Source organism: Legionella waltersii (assembly GCF_001468085.1).
GTDB classification, from domain to species: Bacteria; Pseudomonadota; Gammaproteobacteria; order Legionellales; family Legionellaceae; genus Legionella; species Legionella waltersii.
Genome location: NZ_LNZB01000031.1, coordinates 110,261 through 130,127 on the forward strand (window position 1 = coordinate 110,261; position 19,867 = coordinate 130,127).

Here is a 19,867-nt window from a genome sequence, read left to right on the forward strand (position 1 = left end):
GGTTTTTATTGAATAACGCCACAAGCAATACGTGTTCCTCCTCCCCCTAAAGGTGGATTGTCACTGTAATTATCCCCATTAGCATGAATCATAACCGTTAAGTTACTCAGCTGATTTAGCTTTAAGCGTGGTGCTAAGACTGGAGTTGATGCAGTACCTTCTGGGGAAACATACAATACCGGTAAATCACCTAAATGCCCACTTCCATAAGGTCCTTGGTGGCTGTTTGTGTTGCTTGGGTCATAATGACTTCCGGCGTGATTTCCTGAATCACCACAGTCAGGATGTTGATGGAGGTGAAAACCATGCAGTCCAGTGGGTAAGCCTTTTAGATTAGGAGTGATTAATAAACCATAGGGAGTTTCACTAAAAGTAACTTCACCAAGAGCAGTAGGCTTGGCTTCGGTGGTATAGACTGTGGCTTTAAGATCAGTTGCGTGAACAGCTTCATAACAAAGAGAGCTAGCGAGTAGAAGAAAGAGAGATTTATTCATCGTTTTATTCCAAGAAAGTTGTTATTGGCAGGCATTATCATAGTAGGTGTTGTAGTTTGTTTGGAAGTAGCTACGCACGATTATTGTTAATCGACGACGTGATAAATGTGCCTCTTTCATACCAAGAAGCAAGGAATGGGCAACCAAGGAATGGGGACGGACCCCACTGGGGTCCGTCCCCTAGTTTTTTCCCCCCTAGTTTTTTCCCCCCTAGTTTTCCCTTCCCCCCTAGTTTACCCCCTAGTTTCAGGTCCCATTTCCCCCGGGTCTTTCCACCAAGAGGAAAATCCGAGCCGACGCGAGGTAGCGTATAATATCTGGAACTAGAACCAATAAAATACCCCTGTAATTTTCAAAAAATGGTTGCTGTAAAATAACCAAGGTTTATACTTTGAATTTATGTTTCTAACAAGAGAGACCTCATGGAATTGAGAATTGATAACACTCCCTTTAAATCCATTTTTCAACCATTAGATTTAGGGTTTACTCAGCTTAAAAATCGCTTGCTAATGGGGTCTATGCACACAGGCTTGGAAGAAGATAAAGATGGCTTAAAACGTTTAGCTAGCTTTTATCGAGAAAGAGCGCTCGGGGGCGCTGGGTTAATTGTAACGGGTGGTTTTGCACCAAACCGCGCAGGCCGGTTGGCTCCCTTTGCAGCAAAACTTACCAACAATAAAGAGCAACGTAAGCATGAATTAGTCACTCAGACAGTCCATGAAGCTGGCGGTAAAATTGCTTTGCAAATATTGCACGCGGGTCGATATGGTTACCATCCTTTTGTTGTTGCCCCTAGTAAAATCAAATCTCCCATCAGTCCTTTTAAACCCTGGGAGATGAGTAAGCGTCGAATTCATAAAACGATCAAACACTTTGCCCGCTGCGCTCGATTGGCGCAACGTGCGGGCTATGATGGGGTTGAGATCATGGGCAGTGAAGGTTATTTGATCAATCAATTCATTGTCACACACACCAACCACCGTAAAGACGAATGGGGTGGAAGTTATGCAAATCGGATACGTTTTCCAATTGAAGTCGTTCGTAGTGTCAGAGAGGCAGTAGGTAAGGATTTTATTATTATTTACCGCTTATCGATGTTGGATTTGGTTGCTGAAGGAAGTAATTGGCAAGAAATAGTGACTTTAGCGAAAGAAATTGAACAGGCTGGTGCTACTATTATCAATACCGGAATAGGTTGGCATGAAGCCCGTATTCCAACCATTGCCACAATGGTTCCGCCCGCGGCATTTACACCTATTACAAAACGATTGAAATCAGAGATAAGTATCCCACTGATCACATCAAACCGGATTAATACCCCAGAATTGGCGAATGAAATTCTAGAGTCGGGTGTTGCAGACATGATATCCATGGCAAGACCTTTCTTGGCGGACTCACATTTCGTTGAAAAAGCTAGAATAGGGGAGAGTAAGGCCATTAATGTTTGTATCGCTTGTAATCAAGCTTGTCTTGATCGTATTTTCGTTAATAAGTCAGCCTCCTGTTTGGTGAACCCAAGAGCTTGCAATGAAACTGAGTTGGTTTATGAAACGACTCATCAGCCTAAGTCTTTAGCGGTAGTAGGATCAGGTCCTGCTGGTTTAGCTTTTGCAGTGACTGCATCAGAAAGAGGCCATCAAGTTACTCTTTTTGAAAAGTCCGATAAAATTGGTGGTCAGTTTAATTTAGCAAAAAAAATTCCAGGAAAAGAGGACTTTCAACATACGCTTAATTATTTTGATTACCAATTAAAGAAGTTTAAAGTCGATGTGCGTTTAAATACAGAAGCGAATTCTGAGCTATTGCAGGATTTTGATGAAATCATTCTAGCAAGTGGAATCAAACCACGTAATCCAGATATTCCCGGAATTGATCATGAGAAAGTGGTGAGTTACATCGATGTCATTAATGGCAAGAAACCAGTCGGTAACAAGGTAGCAATCATTGGAGCAGGAGGAATTGGATTTGATGTGGCCGAGTTTTTAACCCATGAGCATACTGTTTCAAAAGACCAATTCTATAAGGAATGGGGAATTGATTTAACGGGACATAACCGTGGTGGTCTAATAGCCCCACAAGTTACCTCAAGTCCCAGAGAAGTCTACTTGTTGCAACGAAAAAAAGAAAAGATGGGAAAACGTCTTGGCAAAACAACAGGATGGATACATCGTTCTAGCTTAAAGCATAAAAAGGTTAAAATGATTTCAGGAGTGAGCTATGAACGTATTGATGATCATGGTTTACACATTTTGCTTGATGATAAGCCACAGATTCTAGAAGTGGATACCGTGGTGATTTGCGCAGGTCAAAACGAATTGAAAGATCTGTATGAACCCTTGAAATCGGCTGGAAAAACCGTGCATTTGATCGGAGGTTCATTTAAAGCGTTAGAGCTGGATGCGCGTCATGCAATTGATCAAGCATGCAGGTTGGCAGCTTTAGTATGACCAGTATCGCTGTAGTGATTAATCCTATAGCTGGTGGTGGGCGCGGTAAAAAGGTTTGGCGAGTTTTAGAGCCAGGACTTAACGCTGTATTTTCTAATGTTACCTATAGAATGTCTAACAGAGTTAATGACTTGGAGTTAATGACTGCTGGATTATTAGAAGGAAACCCCGATTATCTTTTAATTATAGGGGGTGATGGTACCTTAAACCATGTGCTGAATGGGATCATTCAGGACGATAAAATTAAAAATCCCAATTTAAAGATTGCATTTTTTAATGCTGGTTGTGGGGGGGATTTTATTCGGCAATTTCCCCAGCAAAAAATTACTGAGTTCCTCGATCGTTTGAGTCATAACCAATCAGTACCGTGTGACATAGGTAAAATTTCTTCAGAGGCGTGCTCCCCCCGTTATTTTATAAATATAGCCAGTTGTGGTTTATCGGGATACGTTGTATCAAGGACATTAACAAGTAAGTGGTTAAAAAAACTGGGCGGTACTCTCAATTACTTAACTCACTCAATATTAGGTTTACTGACTTATCGTTCCGCAAAGGTTCGAGTTCAAATTGATGATAATCCCTCATTTGAGACCTCTTTACTGCTGTTAGCGGTTTGTAGCGGGCAGTTTTTTGGGGGACGAATGCATGTTGCGCCTATGGCAATAATTGATGATGGGCTTTTTGATGTGGTGTTGTTTAGTAATCTATCTAAGGTTAGAGCGATCTTAAAACTACATAAGATTTATTCTGGTAGTCATGTCTTAGATGACAAAGTTCATTACGTTCAAGCCAAAATGGTTACCGTAGAACCTTTGGAAACAGGACCTATCCTGATTGAGTCAGATGGCGAAAATGCAGGGCAATTGCCTGCAACATTTTCGATTTTAAATGAGAAGTTGGCTTTGATTGTATGAACGGGATGGGGAATTACCCGCTTCCTTACTGCTTTAGGATCGACATAATTTTGCTTTCTTTGAAAAGAACGGGAACGGGCCCCACTGGGGTCCGTTCCAAGACTAATCGCCACTATGCCACATCCTCTCCTCCGGGATAAGGAATAATTATTCGAGCTCATTCTCTAGAAATATCGTGCATAAACCTGATTATTTTGTTATTATAATGAGCATTTTTTGTATTACACTATTGCATTTGCGTTTTACTATATCAGGACATGTATGAATCAATCTATAACAAACTTCGAAGCATTTCACCTATCAGATGCTTTAAATAAAGCTCTAGAGGATATGAAGTTTACTACCCCTTCCCCTATTCAAGCTCAAACTATCCCCTTAATGTTGCAGGGAAGAGATGCAATTGCTCTTGCTCAAACTGGTACTGGTAAAACCGCTGCTTTTGCTTTGCCCATTTTACAAAATTTGTCAGTTGAATTAAGAGGTACACAAGCTTTAATTTTAGCGCCGACTAGGGAGCTAGCAATTCAGGTTGCTGAACAATTTGAATTACTTAGTCGCTATCAGCCTGGTGTAACCATCGCTGTATTGTGTGGTGGACAAGAGTATGGCCGCCAATTAAAGCAATTACGCAGTGGAGCACAAATTGTTGTTGGAACTCCTGGAAGGATACTTGATCATATCGATAAAGGAAGCTTGCAACTAAATAATCTACGTACCTTCATTCTTGATGAAGCAGACGAAATGTTACGCATGGGATTTATAGAAGACGTAGAAACAATCTTGGAAAAATTGCCTGAGCAAAAGCAAATGGCCTTGTTTTCAGCGACCATGCCATACCGAATTCGCGAAATTGCTAACACTTATTTGAACAGTCCCGCCTCTATTGAAATCCGCATGGAAACAGCAACTGTGAAGAGCGTTGAACAACGTTTCTTGTTTGCCGCAGGCCATCAAAAATTAGATGCATTGGTTCGTGTATTAGAAGTAGAAGACTATCAAGGGGTAATTGTATTTGTTCGCACAAAGAGCAGTACAGAAGAAGTCGCTAATTTTTTACAAGAACAAGGCTTAAGGGCAATGGCGATTCATGGTGACATTACCCAATCCCTGCGGGAAAGAATTATTGCTCAATTTAAGCAAGGAGCAATTGATGTCTTAGTAGCAACCGATGTTGCTGCCCGTGGCTTAGATGTTGAGAGAGTGACCCATGTCATCAATTACGACATGCCTCATGATAATGAAACTTATGTGCATCGAATTGGCCGAACAGGTAGGGCCGGGCGTTCTGGAGTAACTGTTCTGTTTGTTACTCCTAAAGAGTCTCGCTTAATTTCTAGTATTGAGCGCCATACTCGACAACGCATTGAAAAAATCCAAGTTCCTAATGATCACACTATTCAATTGGCTCGTCAGAAACGATTTATGAACAGCATCAGTGCACGTTTGGAACATGAACATCTTTTTTCTTATAAGCGAATTGTCGAAGAGTATATTAAAGAGCATGAGGTTTCTGGGGTAGACGTTGCAGCTGCACTAGCTTTGTTATTGCACAAAGATGCGCCTTGGAAAAAAGAGTTAAACTTAGCAAAAACCTCTTCTCGTTCATCACGTCACGATGATAATCGAGAGCGTAAGCAGGATCGAAATTCCGATAAACGAATGCGCTTCTCAGAGGATAAAAAGAGCTTCTCAAAGGACAGAAAAAAATCAACCGACAGTAAGCAAAAGCTTCCTACAGATGCACATGATCAAGATTTGTTTCGCTTGGATGTTGGCAGAGTTCATGGCGTTAAACCTGGAAATATTGTAGGTGCGATTGCCAATGAAGCAGGCTTACAGAGTCGTTTCATCACAGGTCTTAAAATTCATGAAGACCATTCAACCGTTCGCTTACCGAAAGGCATGCCCAAAGAAGTCATGAAGGACTTGATGAAAGCTTGGGTTTGTGGGCGTCAATTGAATTTAACTCTAATCAGCTAGTGATCTTTAATTAAGCGAATTGACGAATATTGATTAATAGATTATTTTATGGCACTTAAGTAGATAAGGTGTAATTAACTTCATTGTTCTCTTTTTATAATACTTGCAAAAAAAGGAAGGTGTATTGTGCAAAAAAACAAAAATACTCATGGCTCAACATTTTGGTCTAAACCGAAGGAAGACGTCCATTTAGATCGTAAACAAGACGGCAATGATTATCCCACTAGCAAATTAGATAAAGACCGTAAATTTAGCCAAAAAGCGCTTGGTCGTTTTAAAAAAGCTATTCAAGAGGAAATGCAAGAAGCTTTAGAGGAGATTCATTCTTCAAATCGATTCAATCAATAAAGAGAGTCGCCACGTGTAGCACGTGGCATTCATTTATTTCTTATTGTCTCAAAGCTTGGATAACAGTAGTACCGATAACCAAAACTGAAGCGGTAACAAAGGAGAATAGAGTAAACTTATTATCAAAGGTACTGGTGTAGGGAACTTCCTCTTTTACCTCGTCTCTTAACTCTTTCATTAACTCAGCTCTAATTGTTTCACCATTTTGTCTCACGGAGGTTAATCTATCTCTTTCATCGGTGTTTGCTGTGAGTCTTGGCACGTATATGTCGAATAACATTGTTTGAGCACTATTGAGTTCTTTTATTTCTTCTGCAACATCAGTAAATAAATACTTTGAGGTACGAACTACTGCTTCAGATATAGCAGCAGTAAATTTAAGCTTGTCCCTATCTAGCCATTTATCAGCATCAGTGATTTTAGAGTTGATTTGATACCTTGGATCATCCTGATTTCCTGATGCAATATGTTTGATTGCAAAATTAAGTTCATCGTTAATTGAGAGGATTGTTTCTAAATGCATTAAGGAGTTAATTAAGAATTCTCTTTCTAATTTCTTCATCATGAATACTCGCAAAAATCAAGGTCTTTTGACCATTCTAAAATCGAGGCTATAGGGCCCAAACGAGGGAATTGTCCGCAGGACTAATATAATTGGGTTTAATATTTAGATCAATATGTATCTTGAATAAGCTGGGTAAATGATAATTCTTGGCGAGATATAGCAGATATAATATAATCGATAAGGGAAAGTTTAAATTAACTTAATCACTTAAGGGCATTCATGAAACTATTGGTAACGTTAGGTGCTTTTATATTTGCAGGGATTGTTGGTGCTACACCTCTACATAATATGGTCGTATTTGGTGACAGCTTGTCTGATAATGGGAATTTGTATGAATACATGAAACATCAACTTCCTCAATCTCCTCCATACTTTGAAGGTCGCTTTACCAATGGACCCGTATGGATTGAACGCTTGATTTCTTCCTATTTTCCAAATAACCCCGAGGAACATCTTCTTGATTATGCTGTTGGGGGTGCTGGTGTTTCAATGAATGTAGAAGATGATGAGGTCTTTTTTACCCTAAGAAGGCAATTGAACGCCTATTTCTTAACCCATCAAGACAAGTCAGATCCTGATAGCCTCTACGTAATATGGATAGGTGCCAATAATTATTTAGGACTTCCTGAGGAAGTCGAAGAAACCCTAAGCCTTGTCAATAAGGGAATAACAGAGAGTATTCAACGACTAGTTGACAAGGGTGCAAAACACATATTGGTTCTTAATTTACCTGATCTAGGTAAAACTCCAGCGGCTATAGAATTTGGCTCAATTGATAGTATGACTTATTTTTCCAGTCACCATAACGCTGAATTGGCTAAAACAATGGAGAACTTGAAGCAAACGAATCCTGGAGTTGAGTGGCTTTACTTTGACATGGGCTCCATGTTTTCAGAAGTATTGGAACATGCATCAGAGTATGGATTTAATAACACCACTGGAACTTGTGCTGATTTAATGATTGATGACAGAAAGCAGCCATCCATTTTACAAATGGTTGCCAGTGCAAAACCTTTGAATAGAGGCGATGCTTGTGATGGGTATCTTTTCTTTGATTTAGTGCATCCAACAGCTCTTGCACATAAGATTTTGGCAGACAAAGCAAAAGTGTTGTTAGATGCTGCAGGAATTGATTTTTCAGAGAGTTAATTAGTCAACACCGTAGGGATACATGAACTCATTACTTAAACTGTTTATCTTATTTTATCTAATGAGTTCTTCTCTTTTTGCAGAAACGATGAACATCAAAGTCAATCAATCTGACTTATCATTGCCGTTTTGGTCCTCTAAGCTACTGAATTATGGGGGGGTTATCATCATTCGTGGTGGGGAGCAGGCTCATTGGTCTATTCTTCTTGCTAGCTTAGCAAAACAATTAGCTCAGAACGGTTGGTCAGTCGCTTTACTTAACTGCAAAGAGGATAAATCGATTTCCTGGATTGATCAGTTGCCTAATGCCATCAGTGCGCTAAGACAAGAAAACAACAAGCGAATTGTCATTGTTCATTACGGCGATCAGTTGAATGTCACTTTGGATTATTTTAACAAACCACAAGCGAAATTAGTCAATGGAATAGTGTTTTTATCGGCTTATGATTTGAAAAGCAAATTCGATAAGCCAATCCATTTACGATTTCCAGTGTTTGATATTGCTGGCCAATTTGACTACGACGTCGTTTTACAACAAAGAGCTAATAGGGAAGCTGAAATTAAAGCACCTAATTATTTGATGATAGAAATGCCTGGTGCCCAACATGATTATCAGTACAGCCAGCAATTGCTTTTGGCATTCGTTCATGGTTGGATGGCAAAACTTCCCGAATTTATTCCTCAACCACCTCCGATTTTAGTTTCTTACGTTGAACCAGTAGGACTAACTAAAAAACTCAATGTTGAAGCAAAAAGTGAAGCAGAATCCTATATCTATCACCAACCCTTGCTTTCTGAGATCAATTGATAGGCTTTTACAATTTGATGGGTTTTATCGTTAGCTAGTTTTATCATTTCATCAGGAAGCCCTTGAGCAATCAATTTATCAGGGTGATTTTGACTTAATAAGCGTCGATAGGCTTTCCTCACTTCTTGCTTGGTAGCCTGTTGATTGACTTCAAGAATTGCATAGGCTTGAGCTAAAGCGTTTAAAGGAGGTTCACGATTGTAATTGTAATTGTTATTCCTACCCGTGTTTGAATTCGTGTTTGACGAAGTATTATGACTTCTTTGTTGATTGGATTGCTGCTGGTATTGATAGGTAGAGCGTCCAAAATCCTCATAAAATCGATATTGTTTATTCAGTGGGGCAAAACCTAAATCAGAGAGTATATTATTCAGCGCGTTAATTTTTTGTTGATTTAAACCATCAATTTGAGCCGCACGATACTGAATATCTATAAATAGCTTTAATAGCTCTCGGTTGTCTCTGCATAAAGTTTTAAGCTTGATTAGCGAGCTAGTTAAGTTAAATTGAGAGGTCTTTCCTTCACTAAATAATTGTTTGGCAAGTTCCTTTTGTTCTTTAGAGAGTCGCATTTCAGTCATGAGCAGCTTCGCCATCTTAATTTCTTCAGCAGACACTCGCCCATCTGACTTTGCCACATAACCCATGACTAAAAAAGTCGTTTCAAAAAAAGCTTTTTGCACTATTTTGCGTTTTTCTGAAAGATAAATCCAATGAGGATTGTTATAAAGGCTTACTAGTCCTCTATCAAAAAAATTTCCAACCAACAGACCAAACATCGCCCCGACTGGACCAGCAGAAAGGTAGCCAAAAAATGCCCCCAGAATTTTTCCCCACCAAGTAGTGAGTATAAATAAGTCTCTTAAGTTCATAAGTTAGATATTTAAATTAAGCCATCTATTAGAAGTGTAACATATCGCCAAAATCCTAGCATTTTAAAGTATCTTGATAATAGCATTTTCAGGTATAATCTCATTTTTTTACATGTCTTCTAATTATGCGAATAATTTACACGGTCTTAATGTATTTATTGTCCCCATATCTATTATTTCGTTTATGGCGAAAATCCAGAGCTTTGCCAGCCTATAAGCAGCGAATTCATGAACGTTTTGCACTAGGTCTAAAGAGTCATGGCCCTGTCGACGTTTGGGTGCATGCAGTGTCTTTAGGAGAAGTAATTGCAGCAACCCCTTTAATCGATGAGATGTTAGCAAAGAAATGGTCTGTACTCATTACAACGATGACTCCAACTGGTTCAGAGAGAGTAAAAACTCGTTTTGGCGATAAAGTGTTGCATACTTATGTCCCTTATGATTTACCTGATGTGGTTAAGCGTTTTTATAAAAAAATGCAGCCAAAGGTGCTTGTGATCATGGAAACAGAACTTTGGCCCAATATCATTCATCAGGCTCATGTGTCCAAGGTTCCAGTTCTTCTGGCCAATGCTCGGCTTTCAGAGCGTTCCTTAAAAGGGTATATGACATTTAAGAGCTTATTTAAACCTGTTCTTCAAGAGTTTTCTGGCATACTGGCGCAAAGTGACGATGATGCCAAGCGATTTATAGCACTGGGTGCAAACACCGATTCAGTTCATGTGTTAGGCAATATCAAGTTTGATTTACAACTTCATTTAGTAGACAGCAAGAAGTTTATTGAACTTAAAAATCATTGGGGTAGTGATAGACTAGTAGTGATTGCAGCAAGCACTCATGATAATGAAGAGTCATTGATTTTATCTCAAATGAAACGTTTACAAGAGGCGATTCCCAATATGGTATTACTGATTGCTCCTCGTCATCCTGAGCGCTTTCAGACTGTTTATCAGCTTTGTTTACAAGCGGGTTTTAAAACAGGGTTACGTAGTGATTTAAACACGCTTTCACCTGAGAATGAAATAGTCGTTTTGGATTGTTTGGGGGAGCTCTTAGGTCTCTATCAAATTAGCGATATCGCCTTCGTTGGTGGGAGCCTTGTACCTGTAGGGGGGCATAATGTGCTAGAACCAATTGCAATGAATGTTCCAGTCATTAGTGGAAATCAAGTGCATAATTTTAAAACCATATGTCGAGATCTTGAATCAGCTGAAGCATTTCTTCTGGTTGAAAAAATAGAGCAATTTAGAGATGCTGTGATTAAATTACATAGCGATCAAGCGTTTAAACAGAGAATGGTCAATAATGCTAGCAGATTCCTTGAAAGCAATAAGGGTTCTTTGTTGAGACATCTACAGGTGGTTGAAAACCAACTGAAGGCTCAAAGCTAATGCGATTTTGATCTCAGGTCGAAAACTGAGAAGAGAATTCATTAAAGCACTCTTGCACTTTATCTGGGTACTTAATCCATGGACAATGCCCAGCATTCCTTATTATTTTATGCATAACGTTCTTTCCTTGAAAATGCTTGTCTTGCTCAAAGATATGGGGTGGGCAGATGTAATCCTTTTCGCTGGTAATGATCAGGGTAGGTAAGGTGCTTGGGTGCCATTTACAGTGATAATTAGGATAAAAATTTTCAATGGCATAATGATAGGATTCATTATTAAATGCAAAAGAATCCATCATTTTCTCCCCTAAATTCATTTCTTCTGGAGTAAAGCAATAATACTTATAGGTTTCCCAAAACAGTTTATAGGTTTCATTCGAAGGTTTTAGATGGTATTCAGTAGCTGGAGGAACTAAGTCAGGCAAATTATGCTTGTCCTTCATCGCATTAACGTGTTGAAAAAAACTGTTTGTGCTCGTTGTGTTCATGAGTACCAAACCACTTAGACAAGGTTCAATCTCAGGTAAACTCAGAGCGAACATTCCAGAGAAACTATGGGTTACTAAAATTGGTTTATGCAATGTTTGCAGTAACTGAATTAATCCCTTGGCCCAAAATGAGAAATTGAGTTTTCCCTCGCAGTTTCTTCCATCCTTTGGGAAATCAGCGATAATTTTATTTCCAGGCAATTGGAGCTGATCGCAAAACTCAATTAGATAGTCTGATCCAAGTCCAGGGCCACCAGGAAGAAATAACCAATTTTTTTTAAAACCCTCTGTTCGTGAGTTGAGTTGATAACGGTAGTCAGAATACATCATGAGGTGCTTAACTTAATTACTTACTGTAGTCAAATAGGGCCAGTTGACCCTATTGAAATCTATTTAAAGAAATGTGGGTACTATGATCCCTGATTTTGACGTTCTTTAATTTCTGACAAGGTTTTGCAGTCAATGCATAAAGTAGCAGTAGGTCTGGCTTCAAGACGTTTCAAACCAATTTCAATTCCGCATGCTTCGCAATAGCCGAAATCTTCATTTCTTAGTCGCTCTAATGCGTCTTCGATTTTTTTAATCAGTTTGCGTTCACGATCTCTTGTGCGTAATTCAATGCTAAACTCTTCTTCTTGACTTGCTCTGTCAGAAGGATCTGGGAAGTTAGCTGCTTCGTCTTTCATGTGTGTTACAGTTCTGTCTACCTCTTCCATTAGCGATTGACGCCATGCCAGCAATATTTTTTCAATATGAGCCAGCTGCTTTTCATTCATATATTCTTCACCCTCAGCTTCCTGATAAGGTGCAATTCCCATGCTTCCTAATGCGTCGTTTTTCACGTTGTGTAATCTCTCATTGGTTGTATCTTGTATTTGTCCTTTCATTCTAGTCTCCGTCTTTCCAGAAACTTATGCATAACTTCAAGTTCATAAGCAAAGAACTTGGTAGTATATCTGTTTTTAGCTAGGATACCAACCTCCACTTACCCTATCATGTCCCTGAAGATCTTGCCAACAATGAGTGTTTAAATATCCTAATCCGTTAAGTATAGCGCTTAATTTATCTTTTTGTTCAAATCCATGCTCAACTAACATTAGCCCATTGGGAAGCAAATAGTTTAAACCCTCATTAAGTAAGTATTGTAAATCACTCAAGCCGTCTTTGCCACTCACTAAAGCGCATATTGGTTCAAATCGTACATCGCCTTGTTTGAGATGCACGTCATCTTGAGCAATGTATGGGGGATTCGAAAGGATCGCATGGTACTGTAGTTGTGGTAACTCGCTAAACCAATTTGAATGGAAAAAATGAATGTTTTCTACACTTAGAGACTTTGCATTTTCAATGGCGATGTTAAGGGCTTTTTTGCTGCTGTCGCAAGCGTGGATGATCCAATTTGGTCTTTCCTTCGCTATGGATATGGCGATAGCTCCACTCCCTGTTCCTAGGTCGAGCAAAGTGGTTTTATCACGGTTGGGTATAAGCTTGAGAGCTAGTTCTACCAATAGCTCTGTTTCAGGCCTCGGTATTAGCGTGTCAGGAGTTACTTTGAAGGGTAGAGACCAAAATTCCTTTTCTTGAATTAAGTAAGCAATGGGTTCGCCTAGCAAGCGTTTTTCAAGCAAGTTAAAGAATAATTCCAGCTCTTCTTGTTTAAGTTCTTGCTCAGGGTAGGTGTAAAGATGGGTACGCTTTTTTTTTAAGACATAAGCCAGTAATAATTCAGATTCTAAGCGTGCGCTTTCATGGACTGTATTTAACCGAGCAGTTGCTTGCTTCAGAGCCTGTTGTATATCAGTCATGTCGTCCTAGTTCAGCAAGAAGCTCAGCATGGTATTCGCGTTTCAGAGAGTCAATCACTAAGGATAAATTTCCTTCCATAACATCAGTCAACTGATAAATGGTTAAGTTGATGCGATGATCAGTCAACCGACCTTGGGGGAAATTATAGGTACGAATTCTCTCAGAGCGATCTCCTGTACCGACAAGTGATTTTCGTGTTTGTGCTTGCTCTTGCTTTTGCTTGGTTTGTTCGGCATTTAATAATCGACTTTTAAGCAGGGACATTGCTTTGGCCCTGTTTTTGTGTTGAGAACGCTCATCCTGGCATTCTACAACAACCCCAGTTGGAATATGCGTGATACGGATTGCAGAATCAGTTTTGTTAACATGCTGTCCACCGGCTCCTGAAGATCGATAAGTATCTACACGTAAATCATCAGGGTTAATTTGTATCTCGTCAATTTCATCTACCTCTGGCATGATCGCTACTGTACAGGCGGAAGTATGCACTCGACCTTGGGATTCAGTCTCAGGTACTCTTTGTACTCTATGAGCCCCAGACTCAAATTTCAATTGGGAATACACCGCATTACCACTTATCTTCGCAATAATTTCTTTATAACCACCATGTTCACCATGACTTGCACTGATTAATTCAATTTGCCAACCTTGGTTTTCAGCATATCTACTGTACATGCGATACAAGTCACCCGCAAAAATAGCTGCCTCATCGCCACCAGTACCTGCTCTAACTTCCAAATAGATATTGCGTTCATCATCGGGATCTTTGGGAATTAGATGCCACTGCAGTGTTTCATCCAATTCTTCAATTTGCTTTTGAGCGTCCTGAAGCTCTTCTTGCGCCATGCTTGCTAATTCCTTGTCATTACCTTGGATAAGCTCCTCCAAGCTTCGCAGATTTTCTTTGGCGTTAAGGTACTCTTCATAGCATTGGGCTACAGGCTCTAATTGCGCGTATTCTTTAGACAAGGATTTAAACTGATTCTGATCTGCGATAACGGACGGCTCGGAGAGTAGTCGACCTACTTCCTGATAGCGCTCATGCATTTGTTCTAATTTTAATTCAAGAGATTTCTTCATGGTTGAGTTTAATTGGGCTAGTGTTAAAGAGGTATTGAGCTACTTCAAGCAACTCTTCCTGTCCATCCCATGCCATTTGTCTTAAGCCAACAGTTGGGGCATGAGTTAATTTATTGATCAGACGTTCGCTGTATTCAATAAGAGCTTGATGTAGGTTGTGTCCCTTGTCGATTTGGTTCATGGTTTTTCGAATTTCTGCTTGTGCAAGAAGCTGCATCTGGCTCCTGAAATCGCAGATGGTTTCTTTTGCGCGCAATGAGCGGTGCCAGCGTATGTAATTATTTAATTCACTATCAATTAATTGTTCAGCTTGTAAAGCAGCATTGCGTCTTTCATCCATGCCTTTCTCAATCATGGTTTGCAAATGGTCAACATTATACAGCTGGACATTTTGTATTTCGCCAACGTTTTCTTCGATATCACGCGGAACCGCCAAATCCAATAAAAACATAGGTGACTGATTGCGTTGTTTTAAAGCATGCTCCACCAAACTCTTATTAATGAAAGGCAATGGGCAGGCAGTTGCTGAGATAACCACATCCGCCGAAGGAAGATACTGGGGTATATCACCTATTGAAAGGGTTTGTCCTTTAAAGACATCGGCGAGTTGTTGGGCGTTTTCAAGTGTTCGACTTGCCACCATAAACTCACGAACCCCTTGCTGATGCAAATATTTAGCTACGAGCGAAGCAGTTTCTCCTGAGCCTATCAGAAATACGCGCAGAGATTGATAATCACTAAAAAATTGCCCGATAAGTTGTACGGCCGCATAAGCGATTGAGACTGGATTAGTGCCAATTCCACTGCGTGTTCTGATGCGTTTTGAAGCACGGAATACGTATTCAAAGACGGGTCTTAGTTCAGTTTTTACTGCACCTAGACGACAGGCATGTTGGTATGCCTGTTTCATTTGACCAAGTATTTGTGGTTCTCCTATCATCATGGAATCCAAGCCGCTAGCAACCCGTAACGTATGCTTTACACCCTCATGACCTTCATAAAGATATAGCGATTGTGACAAAAGATGTTCTGACACTTGGTGCTCTTGGGCAAGCCAGTTTGCAATGGCTTGAGGTTCCTGGGTATCACAGTAAATTTCTGTTCGGTTGCATGTGGACAAAATCGCAGCTTCATTGACATGGGGCAAGTCCATAAGACTCGTTAAAAGGGAGTCTTGCACCGCTTCTGGTATAGCGACTTTCTCACGCACGTCGATAGGGGCTGTTTTATGGTTGAGACCACAAGCAACAAATACCATAGAGTTAGATCGATTCATTGTTCATTATTAAAGGCCATTGTAAACGATTAGAGTTGAAATTTGTAGTGAAATAGCTTGATCTTTCTGGAATTTATCCCTCACTCTGTTCAGTTGACACAAATCAAATCCTAGCCGCGCGCGCAAGCAAGCGGATTCAGCTCCCTTACAGTTCCGGCTAGGTTCTATAGTCCCGTAACCATTGTTTTCATTATTTGGAAATATCACAACCATTGATTAATGCTTTGCCTGCATCATACTTATGTTTTTCAGGGCTTACGAAAAACCCAATCTCTTTGTTAAAAGAACTTTTTAATTCGGTCATTTAGTCCATCTAAACTCCCTCATTAAAAAGTTCTTTTGCCTCGATCTTGGGGTTTTTCGTAAGCCCTGTTTTTTTCTGTACCTCAATATCAAAAATTAATGACAAGCATTACTCATAAAATGAACCAGCAACTATAATTTATTTATAGAGAATCGATCTTGTATTCGCGAGGGGTGAATCAGAAAGACCTGTGATACTTAGGAGACGTTTGGAGGGCTTCATAGAATGGTTTATTTGTATTTTCAAAACCCTTTTGGGTTTCTCCATTGACTCCTACAAGATCTCAATATTGAAGAAGGAATCAACCGAATCAATAATTAAAGTACTTTTAACATTTGCCGTCAACGTAAGTAGAGGCTGATTGCAGCATGTTTTAAATCCCAATAGGAGCGCCTATGGACATTATCTTGCAAGGTCAACACAGTGGAGATGAAGCTGCTGAGAGCATTCAACGTGTACTCAAATTGTTCAAAGAGCGCTATCAGATTGAAGGGTATTCAGAAATACACTTAACCGTAACCTTGTTGGATAAACAAGGGGAAGAAGTGGAGCTAGTGGACAGTGAAACCAACGAAGCCTACCGAATATTTGAAGTGTATCGTCAGGGATACGAATTAGATGGAAAAAAAGGGATTCCCTTATTGCAATTAGTGATTGATAATACCAATAAATAATCCACCATTTGCATCTGAGGAGTTCGTTATGGTTATGGCAATTCTAGCCATAATACTCACTTTAATTCTAGTCATAGGAATTCATGAATTAGGACATGCTCTCGCAGCACGTATTTTTCATGTGCGCATAAGCAGCATTTCAATTGGTTTTGGTAAGCCATTAATACAGTGGAAAACAAGTAGCGGCTGTGATTGGTCTTGGAGAATGTGGCCGTTCGGTGGATATGTTCAATTGTTAAATTCCAGGGCTACTGAAGTGAAGCCTAAGGATTTTCCTTCCTGTTTTGATAAAAAACCCATCTGGAATCGAGTGATAATTCTATGTGCAGGTGCTTTTGCAAATATGATTACCGCGTGGATTGCTTTCGTCGTCGTTTTTTACATAGGCATTGAGAGTAAAATCCCTCAAATTCAGACCGTAAAGTCAGACAGTGTTGCTGCTCATGCAGGAATTGAGATGGGTGATCGATTCACTTCTATTGAGGGCTTCTCTATCTCTTCCTGGCAGGATGTAGGTATGCAATTGATTATTTATTGGGGGAACCCACAAGTAAAAATTCAAGTTGCGAAGACCACGTTACAACCTAGAGATCTTATTCTTGATCTCAGTCAAGTGAAGTTTGGTGTAAAAGGGGGGAACTTGCTGACTAGTTTAGGGATATCGCCCGATTTAAAATCCCCCAAAATAACGATAAAATGTCCCAGTTTAAAAGAAGCGATTCACCAAACCAACAAGACTATTTTGCATTTCATCTGTTTTTTTATCATGGTTTTTAAACAGTTATTGACTGGCGTTATTCCATTTTCAATGTTGCTTGGACCGTTAGGGATATTCACAGCTTCCGTTACGTCCTTATCTCAAGGATCAGTAGTCTTCTTATTTTTTATTGCTACTTTAAGTTTAGCGGTTGCTCTCGTTAATTTGTTTCCGTTTCCTGGATTGGATGGTGGACATATTGTATTTGCTGTCATTGAAAAAATACGCAAAAAACCGATATCCATTGCTTGGGAAGTATTACTGCATCGATTGATGATCATTGTATTTTGTGTACTATTGGTTCAATTATTAATGAATGACTTGCAGCGATATTTTGCTGGCTAAATTTTGCCCGTCTGTAACTATTCACCTCAATAGCTCGATATCAATCTGAGCTGAGGCCGTTGCTCAAGATCAGTCCGAGCCACGACCGTAAGAGCCTAGGAATCGACTCATTTTTTAAAAGGGGCATTTATACCCAAGGTCGGGTGCTTCGCCGAATGGCGCTGCCTAAAGCTATGTCATTTGGTTCTTCTATACGGCCCGCATTAGTCCGCTTGCTGACGCGCGCGGCTCGGTTTCTTCTTTGCTGTCTGAATCAAATCCTAGTCACAGCAGGGAATGAACCGAGCCGCGCGCGTCAGCAAGCGGATACGGAACTATCCGCTTTCACAAATGACGATGCTTAAGGCAGCGCCATTCGGCGAGGCGCCGGATCTACGCATACTGACCATTAGAGTAGAGATTAGTTGGGGCACTCTAATTTGAGTCGATTCCTCGGGCGTAAGGTAGCGGAACTTTTGATAGTGCACGTAGTATTGGTATACACCACCAACTGCTCCACCCTCTTACGGTCGCGGCTCGGATTGGTTCTTGCTAAATTAGAGTGAATGGTTAAACCCGTCTTTTACAGCTCGTGCAGGGCAGCAAACATCAACTCGCTGAACCCCATTTTGCTTTAAGAGAAAAGCAATCTCATTCGCAGTACTACCCGTGGTTAATAAATCATCCACAATGAGGACATGCTGATGTTCTAGCGATGCAGCGCTAAATGCGGATTTCAAATTCTTCAGCCTCTCCTTTTGACTTAGGCTTGCTTGCGCAGAGGTGTTTTTGATTTTTTTACAACAGTTGAGATTGTATGGTATTCGGAGGCGTTTCGCTAATAGCTTACTTAGAACAACGGCTTGATTAAATCCTCTTGATTTTAAACGTTCTGGGTGCATGGGCACTGGAATTATGCATTGTGGCATTATTGTCGCCTTATTGACCGAATTAAACATCAATTGACTGAAAAAACCAGCAAGATAAAGAGCATTCGTGTATTTGAATTGATGCAATAGACCTCGTAAAGGTTCAGTATATTCATAGTCAATATAGACTTTGTCAAAATGGGGTTTTTGTTGAATGCACAAACCGCAGAGTCCTATGTCATCCGGAAGTGGGTGGGCACAGCAGGGGCATTTAGGGCCGAGTTTCTTGAGAAGTTTGATGCACTCCTCACATAGAGCCAAGTTGCTTTTATAAATTTGATTACAAAGGATGCATATTGAAGGCAGACGCAAATTCTGTGTTATACTCTTGATTTTTTTAAGCACGATCGTTGGATTCTATGTTCCTTTTCCTTGGCAGTGATCATGACCACTAATCTTGAAATAAGCAAGGCTTTTAGTAAGTCAGTGGATGATTATGAAATCGCTGCTAAAGTGCAGCAAGAGATTGGTAATCGTTTGTTAGAACGCTTGCAATACATCAATCTAAATCCCCGGTATATTCTTGATTTAGGATGTGGGCCAGGCGGCTTTTCCAGAGCGTTAAAAAATGCTTACCCTAAAGCGCAAGTGGTTGCTTTGGATCTCTCCCTGCCGATGTTGAAAAAAGCCAAGACTAAGATGAGTTGGCGACGCAAATGGTCATTACTTGCTGCAGACATGGTTAAAATGCCTCTTCCCTCTGGTTTATTTGATTTGGTTTTTGCTAATCAAGCCGTTCACTGGGGGAGTTCCTTAAAGGCTGTTTTTCGTGAAATCAATCGAGTAATGACAGTTAATGGCTGTTTTATGTTTACTACCTTGGGACCTGATACTTTTATAGAACTCAAGAAGGCTTGGTCTGGTGTCAATGAACACGCTCATGTCAATGAGTTCCTGGACATGCATGATGTGGGTGATTGCTTATTGAGTGAGAGATTTGTGGAGCCTGTAGTGGACATGGAGAATTTGTCTGTTCATTACGATAGCTTGGATCAATTAGTTCGTTCACTCAAGGCGCAAGGTGTAAAAAATATTAATCCACAGAGAAATCAAGGTTTGACTGGTAAAAGGGCTTGGCAAGAATTTAAAACGAATTATTCGTTAATGCGTCTGGTTACAGGTAAGTTTCCTCTGAGTTATGAGGTGGTTTATGGCCATGCTTGGAAAGGGGAGCAGCGGAATACCGATTCAGGAGTCGAGACTTTTGTACCCCTTTCAAAATTGGTTAAGCCTCGGTGAGGGTTTGTTGGGCTTCGCTGTGC

Annotated in this window: 19 protein-coding genes; 10 read left to right on the forward strand and 9 right to left on the reverse strand. The window is 40.1% G+C overall.

Going from position 1 to position 19,867, the window contains the following annotated elements; all coding sequences use genetic code 11:
- Positions 1 to 5 precede the first annotated feature (5 nt).
- A complete protein-coding gene (locus Lwal_RS05830) occupies positions 6 to 494 on the reverse strand; it encodes a superoxide dismutase family protein (protein ID WP_058479891.1) in 489 nt (162 codons plus the stop codon).
- Positions 495 to 916: 422 nt separating this feature from the next.
- Between Lwal_RS05830 and Lwal_RS05835 the strand changes: the two genes are divergently transcribed.
- The 4 genes from Lwal_RS05835 (at position 917) to Lwal_RS05850 (ending at position 6,183) form a co-directional block, all read left to right on the forward strand.
- The gene (locus Lwal_RS05835) at positions 917 to 2,941 is read left to right on the forward strand and encodes an oxidoreductase (protein ID WP_058479892.1); all 2,025 of its coding nucleotides are present in this window, start codon (positions 917 to 919) and stop codon (positions 2,939 to 2,941) included.
- Entirely contained in the window at positions 2,938 to 3,855 is a 918-nt protein-coding gene (locus Lwal_RS05840; protein WP_058479953.1) for a diacylglycerol/lipid kinase family protein, read from the forward strand. Before Lwal_RS05835 ends, Lwal_RS05840 begins: the two co-directional genes overlap by 4 nt.
- Positions 3,856 to 4,116: 261 nt before the next feature.
- Positions 4,117 to 5,835, forward strand: coding sequence for a DEAD/DEAH box helicase (locus tag Lwal_RS05845; protein ID WP_058479893.1), 1,719 nt, complete (start codon positions 4,117 to 4,119; stop codon positions 5,833 to 5,835).
- Between the two features lie 126 nt (positions 5,836 to 5,961).
- Positions 5,962 to 6,183: a hypothetical protein gene (locus tag Lwal_RS05850; protein ID WP_058479894.1), complete on the forward strand. Its 222-nt coding sequence runs from the start codon at positions 5,962 to 5,964 to the stop codon at positions 6,181 to 6,183.
- A gap of 40 nt (positions 6,184 to 6,223) precedes the next feature.
- On the opposite strand, the gene Lwal_RS05855 is transcribed toward Lwal_RS05850, so the two are convergent.
- A complete protein-coding gene (locus tag Lwal_RS05855; protein ID WP_231950963.1) occupies positions 6,224 to 6,748 on the reverse strand; it encodes a hypothetical protein in 525 nt (174 codons plus the stop codon).
- Positions 6,749 to 6,967: 219 nt separating this feature from the next.
- Here Lwal_RS05855 and plaA point away from each other — a divergent pair, with 219 nt between their 5' ends.
- Both plaA and Lwal_RS05865 read left to right on the forward strand, forming a co-directional pair.
- Positions 6,968 to 7,897 (forward strand): GDSL family lysophospholipase PlaA, encoded by a 930-nt coding sequence (gene plaA / locus Lwal_RS05860; protein ID WP_058479896.1) that lies wholly within the window; start codon positions 6,968 to 6,970, stop codon positions 7,895 to 7,897.
- Between the two features lie 22 nt (positions 7,898 to 7,919).
- Positions 7,920 to 8,705: an alpha/beta hydrolase gene (locus Lwal_RS05865; protein WP_058479897.1), complete on the forward strand. Its 786-nt coding sequence runs from the start codon at positions 7,920 to 7,922 to the stop codon at positions 8,703 to 8,705.
- Here Lwal_RS05865 and djlA read toward each other — a convergent pair.
- On the reverse strand, positions 8,675 to 9,577 hold the full coding sequence (djlA, locus tag Lwal_RS05870) for a co-chaperone DjlA (protein ID WP_058479898.1): 903 nt from the start codon (positions 9,575 to 9,577) through the stop codon (positions 8,675 to 8,677). The genes Lwal_RS05865 and djlA overlap by 31 nt on opposite strands.
- 125 nt (positions 9,578 to 9,702) lie before the next feature.
- Here djlA and waaA point away from each other — a divergent pair, with 125 nt between their 5' ends.
- On the forward strand, positions 9,703 to 10,968 hold the full coding sequence (gene waaA / locus Lwal_RS05875; protein ID WP_058479899.1) for a lipid IV(A) 3-deoxy-D-manno-octulosonic acid transferase: 1,266 nt from the start codon (positions 9,703 to 9,705) through the stop codon (positions 10,966 to 10,968).
- A gap of 13 nt (positions 10,969 to 10,981) precedes the next feature.
- Here waaA and Lwal_RS05880 read toward each other — a convergent pair whose 3' ends face one another.
- From Lwal_RS05880 to hemA, 5 genes are all read right to left on the reverse strand, one after another.
- Complete coding sequence (locus tag Lwal_RS05880; RefSeq protein WP_058479900.1) at positions 10,982 to 11,785, reverse strand: alpha/beta fold hydrolase; 804 nt, start codon at positions 11,783 to 11,785, stop codon at positions 10,982 to 10,984.
- Positions 11,786 to 11,865: 80 nt separating this feature from the next.
- A complete protein-coding gene (gene dksA / locus Lwal_RS05885) occupies positions 11,866 to 12,342 on the reverse strand; it encodes an RNA polymerase-binding protein DksA (protein WP_058479901.1) in 477 nt (158 codons plus the stop codon).
- A gap of 75 nt (positions 12,343 to 12,417) precedes the next feature.
- The gene (prmC, locus tag Lwal_RS05890) at positions 12,418 to 13,260 is read right to left on the reverse strand and encodes a peptide chain release factor N(5)-glutamine methyltransferase (protein WP_058479902.1); all 843 of its coding nucleotides are present in this window, start codon (positions 13,258 to 13,260) and stop codon (positions 12,418 to 12,420) included.
- Positions 13,253 to 14,341 (reverse strand): peptide chain release factor 1, encoded by a 1,089-nt coding sequence (gene prfA / locus Lwal_RS05895; RefSeq protein ID WP_058479903.1) that lies wholly within the window; start codon positions 14,339 to 14,341, stop codon positions 13,253 to 13,255. The genes prmC and prfA overlap by 8 nt, the downstream gene beginning before the upstream one ends.
- Positions 14,325 to 15,599: a glutamyl-tRNA reductase gene (hemA, locus tag Lwal_RS05900; RefSeq protein ID WP_058479904.1), complete on the reverse strand. Its 1,275-nt coding sequence runs from the start codon at positions 15,597 to 15,599 to the stop codon at positions 14,325 to 14,327. Before hemA ends, prfA begins: the two co-directional genes overlap by 17 nt.
- Positions 15,600 to 16,316: 717 nt before the next feature.
- Between hemA and Lwal_RS05905 the strand changes: the two genes are divergently transcribed.
- Together Lwal_RS05905 and Lwal_RS05910 are read left to right on the forward strand one after the other, a co-directional pair.
- On the forward strand, positions 16,317 to 16,595 hold the full coding sequence (locus Lwal_RS05905; RefSeq protein WP_058479905.1) for a hypothetical protein: 279 nt from the start codon (positions 16,317 to 16,319) through the stop codon (positions 16,593 to 16,595).
- A gap of 28 nt (positions 16,596 to 16,623) precedes the next feature.
- Positions 16,624 to 17,697: a M50 family metallopeptidase gene (locus tag Lwal_RS05910; RefSeq protein ID WP_058479906.1), complete on the forward strand. Its 1,074-nt coding sequence runs from the start codon at positions 16,624 to 16,626 to the stop codon at positions 17,695 to 17,697.
- 536 nt (positions 17,698 to 18,233) lie between these two features.
- Here the strand turns inward: Lwal_RS05910 and Lwal_RS05915 are convergent.
- The gene (locus Lwal_RS05915) at positions 18,234 to 18,950 is read right to left on the reverse strand and encodes a ComF family protein (protein WP_083500045.1); all 717 of its coding nucleotides are present in this window, start codon (positions 18,948 to 18,950) and stop codon (positions 18,234 to 18,236) included.
- 39 nt (positions 18,951 to 18,989) lie between these two features.
- Here Lwal_RS05915 and bioC point away from each other — a divergent pair, with 39 nt between their 5' ends.
- A complete protein-coding gene (gene bioC / locus Lwal_RS05920) occupies positions 18,990 to 19,844 on the forward strand; it encodes a malonyl-ACP O-methyltransferase BioC (protein WP_058479907.1) in 855 nt (284 codons plus the stop codon).
- Positions 19,845 to 19,867 lie beyond the last annotated feature (23 nt).